The organism is Salirhabdus euzebyi (genome assembly GCF_014207435.1).
Lineage (GTDB): Bacteria > Bacillota > Bacilli > Bacillales > Alkalibacillaceae > Salirhabdus > Salirhabdus euzebyi.
Map to the genome: position 1 here is coordinate 167,652 of NZ_JACHGH010000003.1, position 23,922 is coordinate 191,573.

18 protein-coding genes are annotated in these 23,922 nt (G+C 38.3%); 5 read left to right on the forward strand and 13 right to left on the reverse strand.

Translation table 11 applies throughout. The annotated features are described in order from the left end of the window. Window positions 1-46 precede the first annotated feature (46 nt). Window positions 47-1,711, reverse strand: a complete 1,665-nt coding sequence (locus HNQ94_RS05980) for a CocE/NonD family hydrolase (RefSeq protein WP_174495333.1) — start codon at window positions 1,709-1,711, stop codon at window positions 47-49. Between the two features lie 156 nt (window positions 1,712-1,867). Between HNQ94_RS05980 and HNQ94_RS05985 the strand changes: the two genes are divergently transcribed. The 3 genes from HNQ94_RS05985 to HNQ94_RS05995 all read left to right on the forward strand — a co-directional run bounded on the left by HNQ94_RS05985 (window position 1,868) and on the right by HNQ94_RS05995 (window position 5,969). Beyond that, a complete protein-coding gene (locus tag HNQ94_RS05985; RefSeq protein ID WP_174495334.1) occupies window positions 1,868-2,398 on the forward strand; it encodes an NfeD family membrane protein in 531 nt (176 codons plus the stop codon). Window positions 2,399-2,410: 12 nt separating this feature from the next. Continuing rightward, window positions 2,411-3,889, forward strand: a complete 1,479-nt coding sequence (gene floT, locus HNQ94_RS05990) for a flotillin lipid rafts scaffold protein FloT (protein ID WP_221452499.1) — start codon at window positions 2,411-2,413, stop codon at window positions 3,887-3,889. A gap of 133 nt (window positions 3,890-4,022) precedes the next feature. Next, window positions 4,023-5,969, forward strand: a complete 1,947-nt coding sequence (locus tag HNQ94_RS05995; RefSeq protein WP_246199942.1) for an AMP-binding protein — start codon at window positions 4,023-4,025, stop codon at window positions 5,967-5,969. Between the two features lie 227 nt (window positions 5,970-6,196). Here HNQ94_RS05995 and HNQ94_RS06000 read toward each other — a convergent pair whose 3' ends face one another. The 12 genes from HNQ94_RS06000 to HNQ94_RS06055 all read right to left on the reverse strand — a co-directional run bounded on the left by HNQ94_RS06000 (window position 6,197) and on the right by HNQ94_RS06055 (window position 21,210). After that, on the reverse strand, window positions 6,197-7,726 hold the full coding sequence (locus tag HNQ94_RS06000) for an acyl-CoA carboxylase subunit beta (protein ID WP_174495335.1): 1,530 nt from the start codon (window positions 7,724-7,726) through the stop codon (window positions 6,197-6,199). Window positions 7,727-7,744: 18 nt separating this feature from the next. After that, complete coding sequence (locus HNQ94_RS06005) at window positions 7,745-8,524, reverse strand: enoyl-CoA hydratase (RefSeq protein WP_174495336.1); 780 nt, start codon at window positions 8,522-8,524, stop codon at window positions 7,745-7,747. A 6-nt stretch (window positions 8,525-8,530) separates the two neighbouring features. Then, window positions 8,531-9,439: a hydroxymethylglutaryl-CoA lyase gene (locus HNQ94_RS06010; RefSeq protein ID WP_282960550.1), complete on the reverse strand. Its 909-nt coding sequence runs from the start codon at window positions 9,437-9,439 to the stop codon at window positions 8,531-8,533. Between the two features lie 36 nt (window positions 9,440-9,475). Then, window positions 9,476-9,688, reverse strand: coding sequence for an acetyl-CoA carboxylase biotin carboxyl carrier protein subunit (locus HNQ94_RS06015; protein ID WP_174495337.1), 213 nt, complete (start codon window positions 9,686-9,688; stop codon window positions 9,476-9,478). 25 nt (window positions 9,689-9,713) lie between these two features. Next, the gene (locus HNQ94_RS06020) at window positions 9,714-11,066 is read right to left on the reverse strand and encodes an acetyl-CoA carboxylase biotin carboxylase subunit (RefSeq protein WP_174495338.1); all 1,353 of its coding nucleotides are present in this window, start codon (window positions 11,064-11,066) and stop codon (window positions 9,714-9,716) included. A 16-nt stretch (window positions 11,067-11,082) separates the two neighbouring features. After that, window positions 11,083-12,225, reverse strand: coding sequence for an acyl-CoA dehydrogenase family protein (locus HNQ94_RS06025; RefSeq protein ID WP_174495339.1), 1,143 nt, complete (start codon window positions 12,223-12,225; stop codon window positions 11,083-11,085). A 177-nt stretch (window positions 12,226-12,402) separates the two neighbouring features. After that, on the reverse strand, window positions 12,403-13,014 hold the full coding sequence (locus HNQ94_RS06030; RefSeq protein ID WP_174495340.1) for a TetR/AcrR family transcriptional regulator: 612 nt from the start codon (window positions 13,012-13,014) through the stop codon (window positions 12,403-12,405). Window positions 13,015-13,136: 122 nt separating this feature from the next. Then, entirely contained in the window at window positions 13,137-13,547 is a 411-nt protein-coding gene (locus HNQ94_RS06035) for a DUF3888 domain-containing protein (protein WP_174495341.1), read from the reverse strand. Window positions 13,548-14,273: 726 nt separating this feature from the next. Further along, window positions 14,274-16,727, reverse strand: coding sequence for a DNA topoisomerase IV subunit A (gene parC / locus HNQ94_RS06040; protein ID WP_174495342.1), 2,454 nt, complete (start codon window positions 16,725-16,727; stop codon window positions 14,274-14,276). 14 nt (window positions 16,728-16,741) lie between these two features. Then, window positions 16,742-18,694: a DNA topoisomerase IV subunit B gene (parE, locus tag HNQ94_RS06045; RefSeq protein ID WP_174495343.1), complete on the reverse strand. Its 1,953-nt coding sequence runs from the start codon at window positions 18,692-18,694 to the stop codon at window positions 16,742-16,744. Between the two features lie 220 nt (window positions 18,695-18,914). Then, entirely contained in the window at window positions 18,915-19,322 is a 408-nt protein-coding gene (locus HNQ94_RS06050) for a CoA-binding protein (protein ID WP_174495344.1), read from the reverse strand. A 136-nt stretch (window positions 19,323-19,458) separates the two neighbouring features. Next, the gene (locus HNQ94_RS06055; protein WP_174495345.1) at window positions 19,459-21,210 is read right to left on the reverse strand and encodes a glycosyl hydrolase family 18 protein; all 1,752 of its coding nucleotides are present in this window, start codon (window positions 21,208-21,210) and stop codon (window positions 19,459-19,461) included. 227 nt (window positions 21,211-21,437) lie between these two features. On the opposite strand from HNQ94_RS06055, the gene plsY reads away from it, so the two are divergent. Together plsY and HNQ94_RS06065 are read left to right on the forward strand one after the other, a co-directional pair. Then, window positions 21,438-22,019 (forward strand): glycerol-3-phosphate 1-O-acyltransferase PlsY, encoded by a 582-nt coding sequence (plsY, locus tag HNQ94_RS06060; RefSeq protein ID WP_174495346.1) that lies wholly within the window; start codon window positions 21,438-21,440, stop codon window positions 22,017-22,019. Between the two features lie 626 nt (window positions 22,020-22,645). Next, window positions 22,646-23,821 (forward strand): CapA family protein, encoded by a 1,176-nt coding sequence (locus HNQ94_RS06065; RefSeq protein ID WP_221452501.1) that lies wholly within the window; start codon window positions 22,646-22,648, stop codon window positions 23,819-23,821. Window positions 23,822-23,922: the final 101 nt, after the last annotated feature.

The following is a 23,922-nucleotide window of genomic DNA, read 5'->3' on the forward strand; positions in this document are numbered from 1 at the left end:
GAAGAATATTTTTAGAATCCCGTTAGTTTACATAATAAGAATATAATTAACTACTAGGTATAATTGGTAAAACAATAGCTGAAGGAAATTCTTTGTTATGATAGATTGTTTGTTCAGCTGCTTTTAAATTTGTACTTTTCCCTAACGGTTCTCCTGTATTTGGATTACGATCATACTTTGGAAAAGCACTGGAACTAATTTCTACCCTTATCTTGTGTCCCTTTTTAAATACTTGTGACGTATTCCAGCAATCTATTTCATACTTGTATACTTTATTAGGTTCAATTAATTCCGGGGTTTCCATACCATTTCGGAATCTTGCCCTAACAATGCCGTCCGTTAAACGTTGAGCAAATCCGTTTGGCCAAACATCAATAAGTTTTACCGTAAAATCTGTATCTACTGCATCAGTTGTAGCGTATAGCTCCATTTTAATCGGTCCTGTTACTTCCACATCCTCTGCTAGCGTGTCCGTAGAATAAACTAAAACATCATCCCTTCTCTCCACTGCCGAGTAATTATCAGGTCCACCAATTTGTGCAGATGTAGGCTCAGTAATAAAAGGAACTGGATTTTCTGGATCGTAGGTATAACCATCTGTTGAAGTCTCGCTTTCGTTAGGTTGGTCTGTGGATAACCAGCCATCACCAAAGCGACTATTGGCATTTCCTTTACTGTGCAAGAAATACTTTGTCCACTTCGTTCTAGCCAACGGCCATTCCTTCTCCTGTCGCCATTTGTTGTCACCCATCACAAACATATCAATTGCTGGTTCATCCAACATCCCGTCGTTTTTCCCTTTTAGCCAATGATCAAACCATCTTAACATTTTCGAATTTAAGTCAATAAGTGAATCGGGACCGAAATCTAATTCTCCTAAAGTTGTACTTTTGTTAATTTGATGTGGCCACGGACCCATGATCATCTTCTGACTTTTACGTGCTTTTTCTGATGCCGCACTGGTAGTCATACCGTAAAAATTCAATGGTGTTCCAATTTGTTCATCATCGTACCACCCAGAAATGTGTAAAACAGGTAAATCAATTTGTTCAAATTTATCTTGATAGCACATTCTTTTCCACCAATCATCCAAATAGGGATGTTGAAACTCTTCTCTCCAACGATCCATTACTTTCCCTACGTTTACATCCATTTCTTCTAGGGGTAAATATTTATAAATAGATTCCCAATCAAGAAGATCCACATCCTGCATTACTTTCCCACTCGTCATGTATAACCAACATAAATGTTGTGGGGTTGGTATTCCTGTTGGCCATTCCACAAAAGGATCCGATGGTGTAACAGTTGCGATCATTGCCTTTAAGTGAGGTGGTTTTTTCAGGGCAGTTAACCATTGTATACGGGCAAGATAGGAACCTCCCATTGTCCCTACATCTCCAGAACACCATTGTTGACTAGCTAACCATTCGATACTGTCGTATCCATCATCAGCTTCGTTAAAATAAGGATCGAATTCTCCCTCCGAGTCCCCTCTTCCTCTCACGTCCATATACATGACGCCATAGCCGTTTTCAGCAAAGTAATTTGCTGTTTCCAATATTTTTGCTGTTCCCTTTAAGTAAGGTGTTCGGACAATAATTGCCGGAACTTTTTCTTCCGTATTAGGTTGATACAAATCGGCAGAAAGTTTTACTCCGTCCCTCATAACTACTTTTATGTCTCTTGTGATTTTCACATCATACTTTCCCATCAATTTATCCCCTCCAGTAATGAATTATTTCGACTTTCGGAACGTTAATCCCTTTAATTTGTTTCATAATTTAACTTGGATAACATCTCCTATTTTTGCCAAAATTTGAAACTTTCTATACAATTAAATCGTACCTAAAACAGGAGGGAGAAAAAAATGGTTGAAGTTTATTGGGGATGTTTAGTGTTTGGTATCTTATTTGCATTTTTAAGTGTCATACTAGGGGATTTCCTTAGTGATATGTTTGATGGAATTTTTGAATTTTTATCAATAGATGGCCCTACTTTTATCCAACCGATGGTCATCGTAGGTTTTATTACTGGATTCGGTGGTGCAGGTATTCTTTTGACCGATTATACCTTTTTCCCTCAGCCTCTTATCATTCCTTTAGCTTTACTAGTTGCTACTTTTTTATCAGTGGGTGTTTATTTCCTTTATGTTAAACCAATGAACCGAGCAGAAAGTTCAACCGGCTTTACATATGCTGATTTAGTTGGAAAAGTTGGTGAAGTTAGCATTCCTATCCCAAAAGAAGGGTACGGTGAAGTCGTCCTCTCTACAATTGGGGGAAATACGAATCAAATCGCTAAAAGCTTTGATAACGTGGAAATACCCGTTTCCGAAAAAGTCGTAGTTGTTGAAGTCAAGGATGATACGTTGTTTGTTTCCAAATTTAATGAACTATAAAGGAGTGTTTGTATGACAAGTGCTATTTCTGTACCTATTATTGTTGCTGTTGTTTTAGTTGTTTTGGCACTCGCCTTCTGGCTTCGCTACAAGACAGTGAGTTCTGATGAGGCGATGATTATTACCGGTTCCTTCCTTGGTAAAAAAAATGTTCTCCGTGAAGACTCCGGAAAGAGCATAAAAATTGTGAGGGGTGGCGGTGCCTTTATCCTGCCAGTTTTTCAAAAGGCAGAGATGATGTCTCTTCGCTCACTTAAATTAGATGTTAGTACACCGGAAGTATATACAGAACAAGGAGTACCTGTTATAGCCGATGGGGTTGCAATTATAAAAGTAGGTAGTACTACAGATGATGTGGCAACTGCTGCGGAACAATTTATGGGTAAACCGATAGATGATTTAAAAAGTGAAGCCCAAGAAGTTCTTGAAGGTCACCTTCGTTCTATTTTAGGAACGATGACCGTGGAAGAAGTCTATAAAAATCGAGATCGTTTTGCTCAAGAAGTACAAGGAGTGGCGGCAAAAGACTTAAAAAAGATGGGCTTGCAAATAGTCTCCTTCACCATTCGAGACATTCAAGACAAAAACGGTTATTTAAGTGCACTTGGTAAACCTCGTATAGCCGCAGTAAAACGTGATGCCGAAATCGCTGAGGCAGAAGCCATTCGTGATTCTCGTATTCAAAAAGCTCGTGCGGATGAAGAAGGTCAAAAAGCGGAACTACTCCGGGATACGAACATAGCCGAAGCTTCAAAAGAAAAAGAATTAAAAATAGCCTCCTTTACGAAGGATCAGGATCGTGCAAAAGCAGAAGCTGATCAGGCGTATGCTAGACAAGAAGCAATTTCTCAACAAGAAGTTGTCCAGGAACAAATGAAGGTTGAATTAGTTCGAAAAGAACGCCAAATCGACATTGAAGAAAAAGAAATATTACGCCGTGAAAAGCAGTATGATTCAGAGATTAGGAAAAAAGCAGATGCAGATCGTTATCATGTTGAACAATCCGCTATCGCAAATAAAACGAAAAGTATTAATGAAGCAGATGCACAGCAATACCGTATTGAAGCAGAAGCAAGAGCAAAAGCGGAAGCTGAACGTACGCAAGGTATAGCTGAGGCAGAAGTAATTCGTCAAAAAGGTCTTGCCGAGGCGGAAGCGAAAGAACGTGTAGCTGAAGCGTTTGAAAAGTACGGACAGGCAGCAATATTGGATATTTTAGCAAAAATGTTACCTGAATTAGCGGAAAAAATCGCAACTCCTATTGCAAATATTGACAAAGTAACCGTTGTGGATACCGGAAATGGTGATGGGGCAAAAAGAATTAGTAACTATGTCACGGATTTAATGGCTACTGCCCCTGAAATGGTAAAAAACGTTTCTGGCATTGATATGGAACAATTAATTAAAAACTTATCAACGAAAGGTACAGTAAATGTACCTACAAATAATGTGGAGACAACAACCTCTTCTATTGACACACACGAGGCATAGATTAATTCTGAACAGCCTAATAAACGTAGGCTGTTTTTTCTAGCAAAAAGTCGGTTACATCCTATTTCACTTTATACTATAATAAACCTAGAGGAAAATTCAGAATTTTCACAGGCTATAAGGAGGTTATGATTTGTCAAAAGCTGTATGGTTTCCAAGTAAAGAATATAAAGAATCCACTCGTCTATACAATTGGATGAAGTCATTAGGATTCGAGGATTATGATACCTTTCATCAAAAATCTATTAAAGATATCGGTTGGTTTTGGGATCACGCTGTTCAAGAATTAGATATTCAATGGAACGAACCTTATACAAAACCAGTTGATTTATCAAAAGGCATTCAATATCCAGAATGGTTTGTTAATGGAAAAATGAATGTTACATATAATTGTGTTGATAAGTGGGCAGAAAATGCAACAACTGCAAACAAACAAGCACTTGTTTGGGAAGGTGATAACGGAGATGTGATAAGCTACACCTTTTCAGAACTAAATAAAGAAATAAATAAGGCTGCAAATGGCTTAGAAAAACTAGGTGTAAAATCAAAAGATGTCGTCACCATTTACATGCCAATGATACCAGAAACCGTTATTGCAATGTTGGCGATTGCCAAAATTGGTGCAATCTTCTCCCCTGCTTTTTCCGGTTATAAAGCAGATGCTATTGCGAAACGATTAAATGCGGCTGGGGCTAAATGGTTAATAACAGCAGATGGCTTTTTCCGTCGTGGTAAAGAAGTACTACTGAAGGAAGAAGCAGACAAAGCAGTAGCTAATTCTCCTTCTGTCAAAAAGGTTATTGTCGTGCGCCGGACGAAAAGTAATATACCATGGAACGCAGACAAGGATGTAGATTGGAAAATTATTCGACAAAATGAAAGCGATTACAACACGAAAAACACAAATGGGAATGACCCATTTATGATTATTTATACGTCTGGAACAACTGGAAAGCCTAAAGGTGCTCTACATACACATAATGGCTTCCCTATCAAATCTGCCTTTGATGCTGGTATGTGTATGGATGTGCAACAAGAGGATACGTTGTTCTGGTATACAGACATGGGTTGGATGATGGGCCCCTTCCTCGTATTTGGTGGCCTTATGAATGGTGCTAGAATTGTTGTTTTTGAAGGTACACCTGATTATCCAGAACCTGATAGAATATGGCATTTAGTGGAGGATCATCGCGTCACTCACTTAGGGATATCCCCCACTCTCATTCGATCTCTTATGAACAAGGGTGAGCATTGGTTTAATAAACGTGATTTATCAACATTAAAAATGATCGGTTCTACAGGAGAACCATGGAATCCAGAGCCGTGGTTATGGTTATTTGAAAAAGTTTGTAAAAAAGATGTACCTATTTTTAATTACTCTGGCGGAACGGAAATTTCCGGGGGCATTTTTGGTAATGTACTAGTAAAGCCTATATCCCCTATCACTTTCAACGCAGCATTACCAGGAATGGATGTTGATGTGTTTGATCAAGAAGGAAAGACAGTAGATCAAGAAGTTGGCGAGCTTGTTATTAAGCAGCCTTGGGTAGGAATGACGAACGGTTTTTATAATGAAAATGACCGATATGAAAATACGTACTGGAGTCGTTGGAAAGATACTTGGGTACACGGTGATTGGGTGTTGAAAGACGACGAAGGTTTCTTTACCATTACAGGACGATCAGATGATACCCTAAATGTTGCAGGAAAGCGAATTGGTCCTGCAGAAGTTGAATCCATTTTAGTCGAGCATGATGACGTGTTAGAGGCTGGTGTAATCGGTGTACCACACGAAGTGAAAGGGGAAACCCCAGTTGCTTTTATCGTTTTGAATAAAGAGTACTTAAATCAGTCAATGGTAAAAGAAGAAATTGCAGAACTTGCTATTGCGAAATTAGGAAAAGCAATTGCACCTAAAGAACTTTATATTGTTAGTGACCTACCTAAAACGAGGAATGCTAAAGTCATGCGTAGAGCGATTAAATCAGCTTATTTAAATAAAGAAGGTGGTGACCTTTCTGCTCTGGAAAATCCACAATGTTTAGAGGAAATTCGCAAATTAACTAGTTTTGTAGAGTAAAAAAAAGCTGTTCCAGCAGTTGTACGTTGGAACAGCTTTTTTTATTTTTGGAAGGAATCATCCTTTCTTTTCGGACATGATCTTCCATTCATCTACTTGTAAGGATTGGATATGCTCTCCGTCAACGTGAACAACGTCATAATCCTTTCGTTTAGTAGTACCGAAAAATATTTTGAAAAACTACTAAAAAGAATAGGCATTAACCTTTTGGTTAACGCCTATACCCTTTAAACTGGATAAACCCCATGCTTTCTTTCCGTAAACGTTAAATCTTTCGTATCGTATGCTTCTAGTCTTCTAGCTAATACATCACGTAGATCATCTGGCTGCACGATATCATCGATAATCATTTCCGATGCTAGTCGATAAATATCGATGTTTGCCTTATACTCTTCTTGTTTTTGTTTGATAAAAGCTGGACGCTCTTCTTCCGGTAGTTCCGCAATTTTATTCGCATAGACCGCATTTACTGCAGCCTCTGGACCCATCACCGCAATTTGCGCGGATGGCAGTGCAATACAGCAGTCAGGTTCAAATGCTGGGCCTGCCATTGCATATAGCCCTGCTCCATATGCTTTCCGGACAATTACGGAAATCTTTGGAACACTCGCCTCACTTACAGCAGAAATCATTTTCGCACCATGACGAATGATTCCGGCACGTTCAACCTTTGTTCCTATCATAAAACCTGGAATATCCGCTAAGAAAATAAGCGGAATATGGAACGCATCACAGAGCTGAATAAATTTTGCTGCTTTATCTGCTGAATCGTGGAATAGTACCCCACCTTTCATCCTAGGCTGATTGGCAATAATCCCAACAGATTGCCCATTTATTCTCGCTAATCCTGTAATTAATTCTTTTGCAAATTCTCGTTTAATTTCACAAAATGAATCTTCATCAATCAAACGATCAATGAGCTGATACATATCAAACGGCGCGTTTTGGTTAGCAGGAATTAATTCAGAAATAGACTTATCGAATACTTTTGGATTTATCGGCTCTACTTTTTTCGGTTTTTCTCTAAAGTTTGCTGGAAAGTACGTTAAGTATTTTTGTGCATATATAATAGCTTCCTCTTCACTTTGGACCAATACATCACCACAGCCAGAAACAGAACAATGCATCTTTGCTCCGCCCATTTCTTCTAGTGATACTTTTTCTCCGATAACCTTCTCCGCCATACGAGGAGAACCCAAATACATAGAAGCATTGCCATCTACCATGACAACTACATCACAAAAGGCTGGGATATAAGCCCCACCAGCAGCAGATGGTCCAAATAGTAAACAAATTTGTGGAACTTGCCCTGACATTTTTACTTGGTTATAAAAAATCTTTCCGGCACCTCGTCGATTCGGAAACATTTCGATTTGGTCCGTAATTCTTGCTCCTGCGGAATCTACTAAATATAGCATTGGTAGTTGGAGTTTCTGAGCCGTTTCTTGAATGCGAATAATTTTTTCAACAGTACGAAAGCCCCAAGAACCAGCTTTGACAGTCGAATCATTTGCCATCACACAAACTTTTTGTCCGTTAATTTTCCCAATCCCCGTTACAACACCATCAGCAGGTAAAGACCCATCCATGCAGTTTGCAAAAAAAGCATCTTCAATATCTAAGTCGTTATCAAATAGCATCGTTAGACGTTCTCGAACAAACATCTTGCCTTTTTCTTTGTTTTTGGCATGGTACTTTTCTCCGCCACCTTTGGCGATTGTCTCTATCGTTTGCTGTAATTTTTCATCTAATGACATATTTCCACTCCTTCATGGTTATTTTCCTTTATACTGCGGTTTTCTTTTTTCTTTAAAGGCTAATAATCCTTCCCGTCTGTCTACTGTTGGGATTGTTTTTGCATAACATAGATCTTCTATTTTCAAACCAGACGTTATGTCTGTTTCATAGCCTAAATTAATAGCCTTTTTTGCCTGTTGTATGCCAATTGGTCCATTTTGTGCAATGGAAAGAGAGATTGTAATCGATTTCTCTAAAAAATCTTCCTTTTCCAATACTTCTTCTACTAAACCTATATCTTTTGCTTCTTTGCTTGTTAATCGTTTTGCTGTAAAAATTAAATATTTGGCTTTCCCCAATCCGATCAGACGTGATAAGCGTTGTGTTCCACCAGCTCCAGGGATAATGCCTAACGACGTTTCCGTAAGTCCCATTTTTGCCGTGTCACATGCTATACGTATATCACAAGCTAAAGCCAATTCTAGTCCACCCCCGAAGGCAGCGCCATTAATTGCCGCTATTGTCGGAATAGCTATTTGTTCTACTCTAGTTGTCGTACTTTTTATTTTTCCAACAGTCGCAATGACTTGTTCCTCTGTCATGCCTTCGCGTTCTTTTAAATCGGCACCTGCACAAAATGCCTTTTCTCCACTTCCTGTTAGGATAAGAACTCGGATTTGATTGTTTTTCTCTACTTCATCTAAAGCATTATTCAGATCGTGTAAAAGCTGGAGTGAAAAGGAATTGGCAGCCTCCGGTCGATTCAACGTAAGGAGCCCAATGTGCTCGTGAATGATCTCTAGTTGAACGGTACTCATGTGTAATCACTCCTTTTTTCTTTGATCAATTTGCATTTGATGACTCGGTAGCGGTTTACCGAGTCGGTCTTGTATAAATCTACCTGCATCGAGTAAAGCATCAAGCTGAACGTTTGTTTCGATGGCCATACCATCTAACATATAAATCAAATCATCGGTTGCTAGATTACCAGAAGCACCTTGTGCATAAGGGCATCCACCCAGGCCTCCTAAAGAAGCGTCAAAAGTGGTAAATCCTAATTGCATTGCTGCCAAACAATTTGCTAAGGCTGTGCCTCTCGTATTATGGAAATGAAGAGCAATTTGTTGTTCAGGGAATTGATGGCGAATTTCTCTTAACACTCGGTCCACTTGCTTTGGATTAGCGACACCAATTGTGTCACCTAAAGAAAGTTCATCAATTCCCATTTCAAACAACCGTTTGGAAACATAGACGACATCTTCTATCGCTATTTCTCCCTCATACGGACAGCCAAAAACAGTCGACACATAACCCCGAACCGTCTTGTTTTCTTGTTTCGCTACTTTAACAACTTCTTCTAATACAGGGAAGGTTTCGTTAATAGATTTATTGATGTTTTTTTGATTATGTGTCTCACTAGCTGACATAAAAACCGAAATTTCATCCATATTTGCTTCCAAAGCACCTTCTAAACCTTTTCTATTAGGAACTAAAGCTGCATAAGTGATTCCATCTTTTCTGTCGATGCTTTTTGCTACTTGTATGGAATCGGATAATTGAGGAATCCATTTTGGATGAACAAAAGAGGTTACTTCGATATAGGAAAGGCCAGAATTAGACAAACGATTGATCCAATTCACCTTATCCACTGTCGAAATTCGGCTTGATTCATTTTGAAGCCCATCTCTCGGTCCCACTTCTTTTACGTTTATTTTTTTTGGAAGTTCCATCATTCGAATACTCCCCTTTATGAAGAATTTTTTGCTACATTATTCAATAACGGCAATAACGTCGCCTTCGTTTACAAAATCCCCTTCACTCACTTTAAGTTCCTTTACAACCCCGTCTACTTCTGCTGCAATTGGGATTTCCATTTTCATCGACTCTAAAATAACAATGTCCTGACCGTTAGAAACTGTTTCTCCTTCTTGTACAACTATTTTCCATACGCTACCTGCCATACTTGCTACTACTTGATTCATGTTTAACATCCTCCTAAAAATTGTCTTATTTTCCGTTCGGATAAATATAGTCACGAATAAATGATGTTCTCGTTAACCCCTCTTGAAATGCCTTACTATTTAAGACTAAGGAGAGTAAAGGAATATTCGTTTTTATTCCTTCTACTACGTATTGTTCTAGTGCTTCCATTGATTTTTGAATTGCTTCTTCCCTCGTTTCACCTGATATGATTAGTTTAGCTATCATTGGATCATAAAATGGCGTAACCGTAAATCCTTCTTCTACTCCTATCTCATGTCGAATATGTTCTCCTTTAGGTAGGGATAGATTTGTTATTTTTCCTGGAGATGGGAAAAAAGTTTTTGGATCCTCTGCATATATTCTTGCTTCAATTGCATGCCCTTTAATAGATAAGTCACTTTGCTTTATATCGAGTTGTTTACCTGATGCAATTTCTAATTGCTTTTCTACCAAATCGATACCCGTAATTTGCTCGGTAATCGGGTGCTCGACTTGTAATCTCGTATTCATTTCTAAAAAGTAGAAATTCTGATCTTCATCGACTAGAAACTCAATTGTTCCAGCATTCGCATAGTTAATCGCTTTCGCAGCTTTAATCGCTGCATCACCCATATTTTTACGGGTTTTTTCCGTCAGTAAGGGAGATGGAGCTTCTTCAATAACTTTTTGATGCCTACGCTGAACGGAACATTCCCTTTCAAATAAATGGACAGTATTTCCAAAATGATCTGCTAGCAACTGCATTTCAATATGGTGGGCATTTTCAATGACTTTTTCTAAAAACATTGTCCCATCACCAAAAAAGTTTTTCGCTCGTTGGGAGTTTCCATCAAATGCTTTCTCTAATTGTGCGTCGTCAGAAACTACTTGCATTCCGATACCGCCACCACCAGCAGACGCTTTCAACATGACAGGATAGCCAATTTCATTAGCTATTTTTTTCGCTTCTTCCACGTTTTTCACTGGGTCTTCTGTGCCTGGTATGACTGGTACACCGGCAGTTTTCATCGTTCTTCTCGCCTCGATTTTACTACCCATTTTTTCAATACAAGTATAATCTGGACCAATAAAGGTAATACCTACTTCCTTGCATCTCTTAGCAAATCCAGCATTTTCGCTTAAAAGACCATACCCAGGGTGAATAGCATCTACATTTGTTTGTTGAGCAATCTCGATAATTTTCTCGATATTTAAATAACTTTCTTGAACTCGTGATGGACCAACTGGATACGCTTCATCAGCCATTTTTACAAAAGGAGCCTGTTCATCTGCTTCTGAGTAAATAGCTACTGTTTTAACATTTAAGCGCTTACACGTCTTCATCACACGAATGGCAATTTCGCCTCGATTAGCGATTAATATTTTGGTAAAACTCACACCTGACACCTCCAATTTAGCAACCTAGTTGTCTAGCAATAACGAGTCGTTGTACTTCAGACGTACCTTCACCAATTTCTAATAGCTTTGCATCTCGTAGATAACGCTCCACTTCATATTCACGCATGTAGCCATAACCACCATGGATTTGAATGGCTTGGTTTGCTGCACGGAAAGCAGTTTCTGTTGCAAATAGTTTTGCGTAAGCAGCCTCTTTCGTGAAATTTTTCTCTTGATCCTTTAACCAAGCTGCTTTGTATACCATATTCCGAGCAAGCTCTACTTCCATGGCGATATCAGCTAACTTAAACTGAATAGCTTGAAACTTAGATATGGATTGACCAAACTGCTTACGTTCCTTTGCATATGCTAAAGCCTTTTCCAATGAAGCTTGTGCGATACCTAGCCCTAAAGCTGCAATGGAAATTCTGCCTCCATCTAACGTATACAAAAATTGCTTAAAACCTTTTTGGGGGTCTCCTAATAAATTCTCCTTCGGTACCCGAACGTCCTCTAAAACAATTTCAGCAGTATCGGAACCTCTTACACCCATTTTGTCGTAGTTACTTGTGATGGTTAATCCTTTCGTGTCAGTAGGTACAAGAATAGCGGAAATAATATTTTTTCCACGATCATCTTTTCCTGTTACAGCTGTTACCGTAATCGTTTTCGCAAAACTAGCATTCGTAATGAAACACTTTTCTCCATTTATGACGTACTCATCACCATCAAGAACTGCAGTTGTTTTCGTACCACCAGCATCTGATCCGGCATTTGGCTCTGTTAAACCGAATGCACCAAGAGCTTCACCTTTTGCAAGTGGAACAAGGAATTTCTGTTTTTGTTCTTCCGTTCCAAAATAATAAATTGGGGAAGCTCCTAAAGAAACTGCTGCAGCATAGCTCAAACCAGTACTTCCACAAATACGGCCAATTTCTTCTACTGCAATTGCATACGTTAATGTATCTCCGTCGGAACCTCCATACTGTTCCGGAAATGGAATACCCATTAGTCCTAACTCTCCCATTTGATCAAAAATATCAGCTGGAAATTCAGCCTTCGTGTCAATTTCAATCGTGCGTGGTTGAATAACACCTTCTGCAAAATCGCGGACCATCTTCCTCGTCATTTCTTGTTCCTTTGACAATTCAAAATTCATATAAATCCCCCTTTTTCATTTAAAAATTTCATTTAAGACTTAGATATTCCTTAAAAATCCAGTAGATAAATCTAGTATACTTTTATCTAAAATAAGTGTAGATAGACAAGACCGACTGGTTGGTCGGTTCTGGTCAAAAATAATGTAAGCGCTTTAGATTTTCCTTATTAAGAATTTTTAGGAAATTAACACTTTAAATTCAGCTACATTTTTTGCTTCGTCTGTTAAAATTCCTTGTAATAATATATCCGTAAAAATATCGGCAATTTCTTCAATCGTTTTGTCCCCATCTTTTCGATACCATTTGTACGTCCAGTTCACCATTCCTAATATGGACATACCTGTTATTTCGACAGGTAGCTCTTTGCGAAACTCCCCTGATTTTTGTCCAGCTTCCACGACGTCAAAAACAATTTGCTTAAACTGATCTCTTTTCTTTTTAATGAGTTGTTCAAAATGTGGTTTTAAATAGGTGCTCTCTTGGTAGAAAACTGAGATGTGAGGTTTATATAGGTCAAAAACTTTCACAAATGATTGGATAATCGCATGAAGTTGAAGGGTTGGTTTTGTGTATGTAATGATTGCATCATTTGCTTTATTTAATACATATGTGATGAAGGTATCATGTATCACAAATAACAGTTCATCTTTAGACTGGAAATGGTGATAAAAACCTCCCTTTGAAGTACCACAATACTCCACGATATCTTTCACTGTTACTCCGTGAAATCCATGTTCCTCAAACAACAATAAAGACGCTTCTACTATTTTATCTTTAAGCTCGGTCATGAATCACTCCCATCCTTTCTCGTGAAACAATTTTATCTTATCATAATTTTTTGAAAAATTACACAACAAATATGTTTCGCAAAAAATAAGCTTGGGTGATATCTTAACCCAAGCTTAGCCATTCACCTATTATATTCTTCTTTCGGATACGTTTTTAAATGCTCATAACGTATCAATTCTCCATCCGCACTAACCACAATTCTATCTTCTCCATAAGTGTTGTGGGCTCGATAGTAAGGTTTTACTTTTAATGTGATTTCATATGCTCCACCGATTCCGTATAATTGTTTTATTTTTAAAATTTCCGTACTAAACGCATCCCAAGAAAGATACTCGGGTGCATTCTTATCATTTTTGTAGATTTCTTTAATTGCTTGATTAATTGGTTTTGTTAAGCTACGTATTAAGGCAAAACCTAAAGCCTCTGATAATTCCGATTCTGTTTCGTTAACATTTACGGAATTTGCGTAGACACTGGAATTGGCACTTATTAACCAAGCAAAGATGAATAATACTACTGTAAAACGGCTCATTTCCATCACCTTTTTAGCTTAGTTTCCTAATTCTTTAGCGTTTTATGCTTCAAAAAATTTAGAAAATAATGGCTAGTTTAGGCTAAACGTTTTAAAACAAGGCTAATTCTAAATGTTGTTGCTTTTTTTATTTAAACTGCGACGGTACTTAATTCGTTTTTACCCGGACCGCTACGAAAATACACTACGCGCACCTTAGGGCTCGGGCTGAGCCTCCTCACTCGCAAAAAACGCTCGTTGTAGGGTTTCAACGTCTTCGCTGTTCCATAGGAGTCTACGTGTATTTCCTTCGCTATGCATGTCTCTCTTACTTTTATCAGGTCTAGTACTAGTTGATTGGAAAGGAAGTTACTCGAAAAAAGCCAGTCTTTATTTTACAAAGGTTGCTCCCTCTTGGAAAACCAAAAGGATAAAAAATTCTGATGCACTGGCTTGAAGGTCAATAATTATTCTTGAATCATAATCAGCGTAGGCAGAATACGTAGACTCCTGCGGGCTAGCACGTGTCTAAAGAGCCCGCAGCTGTCCTTTTCCGCGAGGAGGCTGAGGCCGTGGCTGCGGAAAGCGAAGTATTCTGCCGAAGCGGCTGATAGCACCGAGCCTCTTTCAAAGTTACGTTGCAGTTTCTATCTAATGCAAAAAAATAACGACAATCATTGTAAAAAGAGCCTAAAGTAAAAGTCGTCAAAAAAGCCTGCACCACATCAGGGTACAGGCTTCCTACTATTATTCTTCCGTTTCTTCTGCAAAAGGCTTACTATAGATTGGTTTCTTCCATGCTCTTACGACTTCACCAGTTAAATCGGTATCCACAACATAAGAGCCATTACTATACCGATCATTTTTATTTAACTGTAACGGGTAAACTTCTTGTAAATTGCCATCTTCTGTTTGGAATTGTACTAAATCTTGATCATTCACAATAATTAAGCCTGCCACGCGATGTGGTTTAGATTTCAATTCACGTAGCATAATTAAACCACGTTTTGCTCTTGAGGATTGCTCAAACTCTGATAGGGACATTCGTTTACAAGCACCTCTTTGGGTTAGTAACACGATCGATGGAGTAGATAGGTCATCGAAAACCTCCCCATTAACGACAAATTCTTCTTTTTTCAGTTGAATAGCTTTTACACCAGCAGCACGCTGACCAACTGTGTTAACTTCGGACTCATGATACCATAATCCATACCCTTTATTTGATGCAACAAATATCTCTTGGTTTCCGTCAGTTTGATGTACACTAACAACTTCATCGTCATCTTTTAGGTTAATAGCTACTAATGCCTTCGAATAACGTTGTGCCAAGTATTGTTTTAACTCTGTTTTCTTAACCATGCCATTTTTCGTAAAGAATAACAAGAACTGATCCTCGCTAAATTCCCTCACTGGTATGGCTTTTATTAATTTCTCATCTTTGTTAATCGGAACCAAGTTTGTTACATGTTGTCCTAAGTCTTTCCAACGTATATCAGGGAGCTCATGGACAGGCACAAATAGGTAATTTCCTTTGTTCGTAAACAACAGCAATGTATCGGTCGTATTTATTTCTTCTAGAGAAATTAAATAGTCCCCATCTTTTAAAGTAATATCATCTTCTTTGGAAGCAGCATACGATCGTAAGCTTGTTCGCTTCACATAACCATCCTTCGTTACGGATACGAGAACGTCCTCGCTAGCAACCATTACTTCCAAATTAATTTTAAGTTCTTCAATTTCATCTTCAATTTTTGTTAAACGGTTTGTTTTATATGTTTTTTGAATGTTACGAAGGTCTTTTTTAATGACCTGCATTAGTTTTTGCTCACTATTCAAAATGCTTTCTAGCTCGGCAATTTGCTTTTGTAATTCATCCGCTTCTTGTTGCAAAGATGTAATATCTGTATTAGTTAATCGGTATAATTGCAATGTTACGATTGCTTCAGATTGTGGCTCCGTAAAATCATATTGGGCCATTAATTGTCGTTTTGCATCCTGCTTATCTTTAGACGAACGGATCGTTGCAATCACTTCATCTAGAATCGAAATGGCCTTTATCAAACCTTCGACTATATGCGCACGATCTTTCGCTTTTCGTAAATCATATTGAGATTGACGGGTAACTACTTCACGCTGATGCTCGATATAAGCATCGAGGAATCCAGCTAAGCTCATCAGTTTTGGTGTTTTGTTGTGAATAGCCACCATATTGAAATTATAGGAAACTTGTAAATCCGTATTTTTAAATAAGTAGTTTAGTACACCTGCACTATCCGCTTCCTTTTTCAACTCGATGACAATACGTAATCCTGTACGATCCGTCTCATCTCGTACTTCTGCAATTCCTTCCACTTTACGGTCCAAGCGTAATTCGTCAAATTTTTTCACGAGGTTTGCTTTATTCACATCATAAGGCAGCTCGGTAATAACAATTTGCTCTCGTCCCCCGCGTAACTCTTCCGTTTCGGCTTTACCACGTAGGACAATTTTTCCTTTTCCTGTTTCATAGGCTTTCTTAATGCCATCAATCCCTTGAATGATTCCACCTGTTGGGAAATCGGGACCTTTTATATCTTTCATTAAATCTTCAACCGTCGCGTTTGGTTTGTCTATTTTAGTAATAACCGCATCAATAACCTCTGTTAAGTTATGTGGTGGTATATCAGTCGCATAACCAGCAGAAATACCAGTAGAACCATTTACTAATAAATTTGGAAATTTCGCAGGTAACACAACTGGTTCATGATCGGTGTCATCAAAGTTAGGAATAAAATCTACTGTGTCTCTCTCAATATCTCGTAATAACTCAGATGCAATGCTCGATAGTCTTGCTTCCGTGTAACGCATAGCGGCTGGTGGATCACCATCTACACTACCGTTATTCCCATGCATTTCTACTAAAACATTACGTACCTTCCATGTTTGGCTCATACGAACGAGTGCTTCGTATACAGAAGAATCACCATGTGGGTGATAGTTACCAATAACAACCCCGACAGTCTTTGCCGATTTACGGAACGGCTTATCGTGTGTATTTCTTTCATGATGCATGGCATATAAAATTCTACGTTGAACTGGTTTTAACCCGTCTCTCGCATCTGGAATAGCACGATCTTGAATAATGTATTTACTATATCGACCAAATCGATCCCCGATAACCTCTTCAAAGGGTAGATCTAAGTATTTTGCCTGATCAACCAATGGAACGTCCTCCTCTAAGTATGAAGTTTATTGTTTTCTAAAATGTTGCTTTCGTCGTCTAAACTGAATGCTACGTTAGATTCGATCCATTTACGTCTCGGCTCAACTTTATCTCCCATTAACGTTGTAATACGTCTTTCCGCACGTGCTAAGTCTTCTATTGTCACTCGAATAAGTGTACGTGTTTCTGGATTCATCGTTGTATCCCATAACTGGTCAGCATTCATTTCCCCGAGACCTTTATAACGTTGAATGGTATACCCATTTTTCCAACTATTTGTTATCTTTCTTAGTTCCTCTTCTTCCCAAGCATATTCAATTTGCTCTTTTTTCCCTTTTCCTTTAGACACTTTATATAAAGGTGGAAGGGCGATATACACTTTACCCCCTTCAATTAACGGGCGCATGTAGCGGTAAAAGAACGTCAACAACAATACTTGGATGTGGGCACCGTCCGTGTCCGCATCTGTCATGATAATAACTTTATCATAGTTAACATCCTCTAGATTGAAATCAGCACCAACGTCCGCTCCAATCGTGTGAATGATTGTAGAAATTTCTTCATTCTTAAATATATCGGAAATTTTTGCTTTCTCTGTATTAATAACTTTTCCTCTTAACGGTAAAACTGCTTGGAATCTTCTATCACGTCCTTGTTTTGCAGAACCGCCAGCAGAATCACCCTCCACTAAATACAATTCATTTTTCTGAGGATTTTTTGATTGTGCAGGTGTTAATTTTCCACTTAATAATGCATCACGCTTTTTACGTTTCTTCCCATTTCTTGCGTCTTCGCGCGCTTTACGTGCTGCCTCTCTTGCATCACGGGCTTTAATTGCTTTACGAATTAGCATGGATGCAACATCTGGATTCTCTTCTAAAAAGTAAGAGAGTTTTTCCGATACAACGGAGTCTACAATTGAACGGGCTTCAGACGTACCTAGCTTCCCCTTCGTTTGTCCTTCGAATTGCAGGAGTTCCTCTGGAATACGTACAGATACGATAGCTGTAAATCCCTCTCGGATGTCACTACCCTCTAAGTTCTTTTCCTTCTCTTTTAACAAGCTATTTTTCCTAGCATGTTCATTAACGATACGAGTAATAGCAGACCTTGCCCCAGATTCGTGTGTTCCACCGTCTTTCGTTCGAACGTTATTTACAAACGATAGAACGCTCTCAGCATAACCGTCGTTAAACTGAAAAGCAAAATCTACTTCGATCCCATTTTGTTCCCCTTCAAAAGATACGACTGGATGAAGGGTATCTTTTTCTTCGTTTAAATACGATACAAAAGATTCAAGTCCATCCGGATACTCATATGACTCAACCAAACCCTTCGTTTCATCGATTAATTCAATGCGGAATCCTTTTAAAAGAAATGCCGCTTCACGTAAACGCTCCGCTAATATTTCAAATTGAAAAGTAGTCGTGGAAAAGATCGTTGGATCAGGCTTAAAGCGAATTTCCGTTCCTGTTTTTCTTGTGTTTCCGATTTTTTCTAGTGTCGTAGCTGGTTTTCCGCCATTTTCAAAACGTTGACGATAAACCGTTTTATCACGATAAATCGTCACTTCTAGCCATTCTGATAGCGCGTTCACGACAGAAGCACCTACACCATGTAAGCCTCCACTTGTCTTGTATCCACCTTGTCCAAACTTACCTCCAGCGTGTAGAACCGTTAAAATAACTTCCGGCGTAGGCTTCCCCATTTTGTGCATACCTGTAGGCATCCCTCTACCTTCGTCGGTAACGGATACACTACCGTCTTTATGTACGGTCACTTTTATTTTATCTCCAAATCCAGCTAACGCTTCGTCAACTGCATTATCAACAATTTCAAAAACGAGGTGATGTAACCCTCGGTGATCTGTACTACCAATATACATACCAGGTCTTTTCCGAACCGCTTCTAGACCTTCTAACACTTGGATGGAATCATCATTATAAGCTGTATGTTGTGTACTCAACTTTCGTTCCCCTTTCAAAACCGCAGTTATCCACTATTATATAAAGAAAACCCCGATGTGTTAAAGTTAATTTTTTCTATTTCTCTTTATTTACCGATAAATCGACACGGCTATCCTTCATTTATTGTAGCTATTTTTTTTATCTACGCAAATATTCATTTCCACAAGACAAGAAAAAATCCCTGCTATAACAGGGATTTTTGCACGTTAAATTTATTTTCTATCGCATAACAGCATGTGCGACCTTAATACATAGATCCATTAAAACCGTAAAATCATGTTCTTTCAAGTAATTATACGCTTCTTCATTCGTTAATCCTTGCTGTGCCCAAAAGATTTTTGCATTTGTTTGTACGGCTTCCTTCGCAACATCTAATAAAAATTCAGAGCGACGAAAAACGTTAATAATGTCGATATTTCCCTCAATATCAGTTAAGGAAGCATAAGCTTTTTCACCTAATACCTCTGAAACTGTTGGATTAACTGGAATTATTTTATAGCCTGCATCCTGCATAGCTTTCGACACTTGATAAGAGGTACGTTCAGGATTGTCCGATAATCCGACAACAGCAATCGTTTTTGATTCGTCTAAAATTCTTTTAATTTCTTCATTTGATGGGTTTTGCATAGAAATAGCCACTCCTTTTGTAAATTGAGACTGATAATTAACAAACCAATAAGTTGTCCTATTTCAGTATAAAAGTCATTCTTCTATTAGCATACCACTATATTACCTTCATCAATCTATTTTCTATGAAAAAGCTTTAGTTTTCTTCTTGTTGCAGAACGTTTTTCGTACGTAAGGAATCATTCATTTCATTCCAAACTAACTCACTAGCAAAATAATCGCTCCAACTCGCTAAACCTGCTAGACGATATTTGTGTACTAATTCTATTCGTTTTTGTAAAGATTGGCTATTTTCGATCCATATTTTATACGTAATATCTTTTTCCTCATCGGACCACTCTACGTACTCCTGCCCAGTATTATCATCATATCTTGGCTCTAGCTTATGCTCCTCTATTAATAAACCTACTTCATCCATCGTTAGCGATTCTGAAGTAACATCAATCGTTCCATCCTCTAACTTTGTTTCCGTCCAAAGTCGTGTATACAAAGGTACTCCTAATAACAATTGATCATGTGGAACGACTTCTAGTAATCTAGTTAAGTTAGACTCTACCCAAGGAAGACTAGCAACACTTCCAGCTTTCGGAGACGCAGCCCAGTGCTCATCATAAGCCATTACCATCATATAATCGACAATAGTAGCTAGTTTCTCGCGTTCTAAAAACATGGAGTACTGTTCATTACTCGAAATGAACGTAATATCGATGGATACTACTAATCCTGCTTCATGCGCTAATGGCGTTAACTCACGCATAAATTGTGTAAGCAACGGACCATCTTCTAGGAAAACATTTTCAAAATCAACATTAATGCCCTGAAAGCCATAAATAGACGCATAATGTACCAATTGATTAATCATTTTTTGACGTGTCTCAAACGTTTGAAGTGCCTCATGGGTTCTCTCCGGCTGAAAATCATTTGAAAACAAAGCCCAAACTTGATAATTTTTCTCGTCTGCTGCTTTCATATATTCTTTTGATGCATAGCTACGAATAGTTCCTTCCCCATCTTGAAGATGGAACCAAGTAGGAGAAATAATTTGGACACCTTCATAGCTTGCTAGTGTTTTTGGCGTACCTTGTGGCGAATAAATCGCATCCCAAGTGATATGAATGGGCCATTCCATTTTAGGTGGGTAAAAAGGGGTTACTTGGCGTTTGTCCGTTTTCTCTATTTGTTCTGTTCCGTTCAATTCGATTACTTCTTTTTTTACATATCCAGCAATTCCGTTTTCTTGTCTTATTTTTACATACTGATTGTCTTCTTCTACAATTGTTACTTCTTCGTTTGTTTCTAACGTACTAACATAAGCGGAAGTAATCGTTGGTCTCGTACGAATACGGAACAAATCCTCGTCAAACGTTTCAACTGCTTGTCCCTTAACGAAGGTTTCCCCTTCCTCTAAAACATGTATCGCACCAGTATCTTTAGAGTGTTTGATGAGAATAGGATAAATGTCCTCCATCCACTCCGTAGAAACATAAATAGCATTTCCTTCTTCCACAAATGCTGGGAAGGAAAGCGAGTATTCTTCCTGGTTCATTTGGTAAGTTAACTGATTTGTAGGCATTTGATACACGCGATCTTTCGTCGTAACGACAACAGAGGTAGAATCCTGATCATAGACAATGTTGGAATCAATGTGCTCCGTTACAAAAGAGAAAGGAAAATAAAGTTCATCATCTTTAACAAGTGCTTGTCCTTCAAAAACAGCTTCCTTCCAAATAATTGGATCCGGGGACTGAAAATAATCCGTTTTTATATTGGATGGAAATGGATAGACAAACCAGAATACGACAGAAGATAGAAAAAGTAAGAGCATTAATGGTACTATATAAAAGCGTGATTTTTTAGATTGTGTTCGTTGCCTTGGTTCGATGTGCATTTTTATGTCCTCCCCCTTCAACATTTTCTTTCACTATTCTACAACATTTGAAAAAGGAAAGGGGATTTTCTGAAAATATATTCTGATTTATGCGCTTTCATGATAGAATAAAGGAAACTTACCTATGGTGACACTAATTTGTAAAAGTTTTAAATTGCTATTTTAATTATTGTTGTTCCTTCATATGACTAGAAAGAGAAGTTCCGACACGTAAAGGGGTTATACTTATGAGTTATTTACTTTTTGGAGTCATCGCTTATTTACTAGGTTCCATCCCCTCTGCCTTAATTGTAGGTAAAGCAGGATATGGAATCGATATAAGAGAACACGGAAGCGGTAATTTGGGTGGGACCAACACATTTCGTGTACTTGGTATAAAGGCAGGTTTAATCGTAACAATCGCTGATATACTAAAAGGTACCCTTGCAGCTGGATTACCTGTTTTATTTGCCGCAGACGTTGACCCATTAATTATCGGGATATTCGCTGTACTCGGTCACACATATCCACTGTTTGCAAAATTTAAAGGTGGAAAAGCCGTTGCAACATCAGGTGGTGTACTGTTAGCAATTAGTCCACTTCTTTTTGTTATTATGTTGTTTACGTTTTTACTAATATTAAAAATTACAAAGTACGTATCTTTGTCGTCTATGGTAACTGGTGTTGTTGCTGTAATAATCACGATTTTTATGAAACACACTGGATTAATTATTGTGACTTCACTTCTAGCTTTGTTTGTAATCTATCGACATCGCGCGAATATTAAACGGATTAAAGACAAAACGGAACCAAAAATAAAGTGGATGTAAAGTACACAACACCATTTCGTTTGGTGTTGTGTTTTTTACATCAACTCTTTTTGTAGCGATAGTTGATATTTGTATCACATTTGATAGAAACTGCGACGTAACTTGATGTGTGCAAATCCAACCGCTACGGAAATACACTACGCGCACCTTAGGGATCGCGCGCTGAGCCTCCTCACTCGCACAGAACGCTCGCTGTGGGGTCTCCAACGTCTTCGCTGTCCCCGCAGGAGTCTACGTGGATTTCCTGCGCTCAGCATGTGCTTATCTTTAATCTACTGATGATTTGGGAAAAAGTATTATTTTCGTAGTAATAAGGAAGAATTTTCTAATCATACCTAGCTCATATCACTAATCTTTAAATAGTAAATCAATCAGAGCGTAGGCAGAATACGCAGACTCCTACAGGATAGCACGTGTCTGAAGACCCCGCAGCGGTGGTTTTCCGCGAGGAGGCTGAGGCCGTGCCCGTGGAAAGCGAAGTATTCTGCCGAAGCGGTCATATAGCACTGACCAAATTACAAAGTTACTTCGCAGTTTAAGAAAAAAGAGCAACAATATTTTAACAAACAGCTTTTCACAAGTGAAAAAATACATACAACAAAAAATTGAACTAGGGAGAGATTAAGATGAAGAAAGTCTCCGTAATTATTAGTCTATTATTATCCTTAACAGTCATTAGCGTTATATTAGTCGTATTAACGAATTCTGAAACAGAGGAACAAACAAGTTTTGCGGTTAAAGACCATACTGTAAAAGCAGCAGATCCTCAAGTAACACCGAAATCATTTAAAAGTGAAATTACGCTAGGAGCTGTTGGGGATATTCTTATTCACAACTCTGTCTATGAAGACGCAAGAACAGCAAATGGCTATGACTTCCGTCCAATGTTAGCACCTGTAAAAGATTCGATGGTTTCTCCTGATATTATGTTTGCGAATCAAGAAACAATTTTAGGTGGGACGGAGTTAGGATTGTCCTCTTACCCAATGTTTAATTCTCCTTATGAAGTTGGGGATGCATTAAAAGACGCAGGTGTAGATATTGTTTCTATTGCGAACAATCATACATTAGACCGTGGTGAACAAGCTATTTTAAATGCGACGGATTACTTAAATAAAATTGGGATTCCATACGTAGGTGGTTACCGTAGTTTTGAAGATCAAAACACTCCACGAATTATTAATAGCGAGGGAATTAAAGTTGGTTTTGTTGCTTACACATATGGGACAAATGGTTTAATTCGGCCAGAGGACAAGCCTTATTTAGTTCAATTGATTGATGATAATAAAATCGTGGAAGATATAGAGAAATTAAAGCCACAGGTCGACTTTGTTGTCGTTAGTCTTCATTTTGGTTTGGAATATCAACGTCTAGCAAACGAAGTTCAAGAATTACTCGTTGACGAAGTAAGTAAAGCAGGCGCAGATATTATTCTAGGGCATCATCCACACGTATTACAGCCAGCTGATTGGATTGAACAAGAGAATGGCCATAAAACTTTTGTTATTTATTCTCTAGGGAATTTTCTCTCCGGACAAGCAGAGCTTTATCAACGGATTGGGGCTGTTCTTCATGTTAATCTAAGCAAAGAAATTGATCGGGAAAACAATGTTCATTACAATATTTCGAATGCCAAAATTATGCCTACTTACAATTATCGTCCGAATTATCGTAATTATAAAGTAGTACCCCTTTTCGAAGCAGATCAATACGGTTTGACAAATGCCAAACAGTTGTATGAAGAAATGCAGCAACATATGAAAACATATTCCGACGATTTGGAAGTTGTCCCCGAGTTATAATGACTTGTCAGGTATATAAATTGAACATTAATTAAGGTATCATGTATACTTTTGATAGTTAGCATATTAGTTTGACCACTGAGGCTGAAAGGAGTCTATTT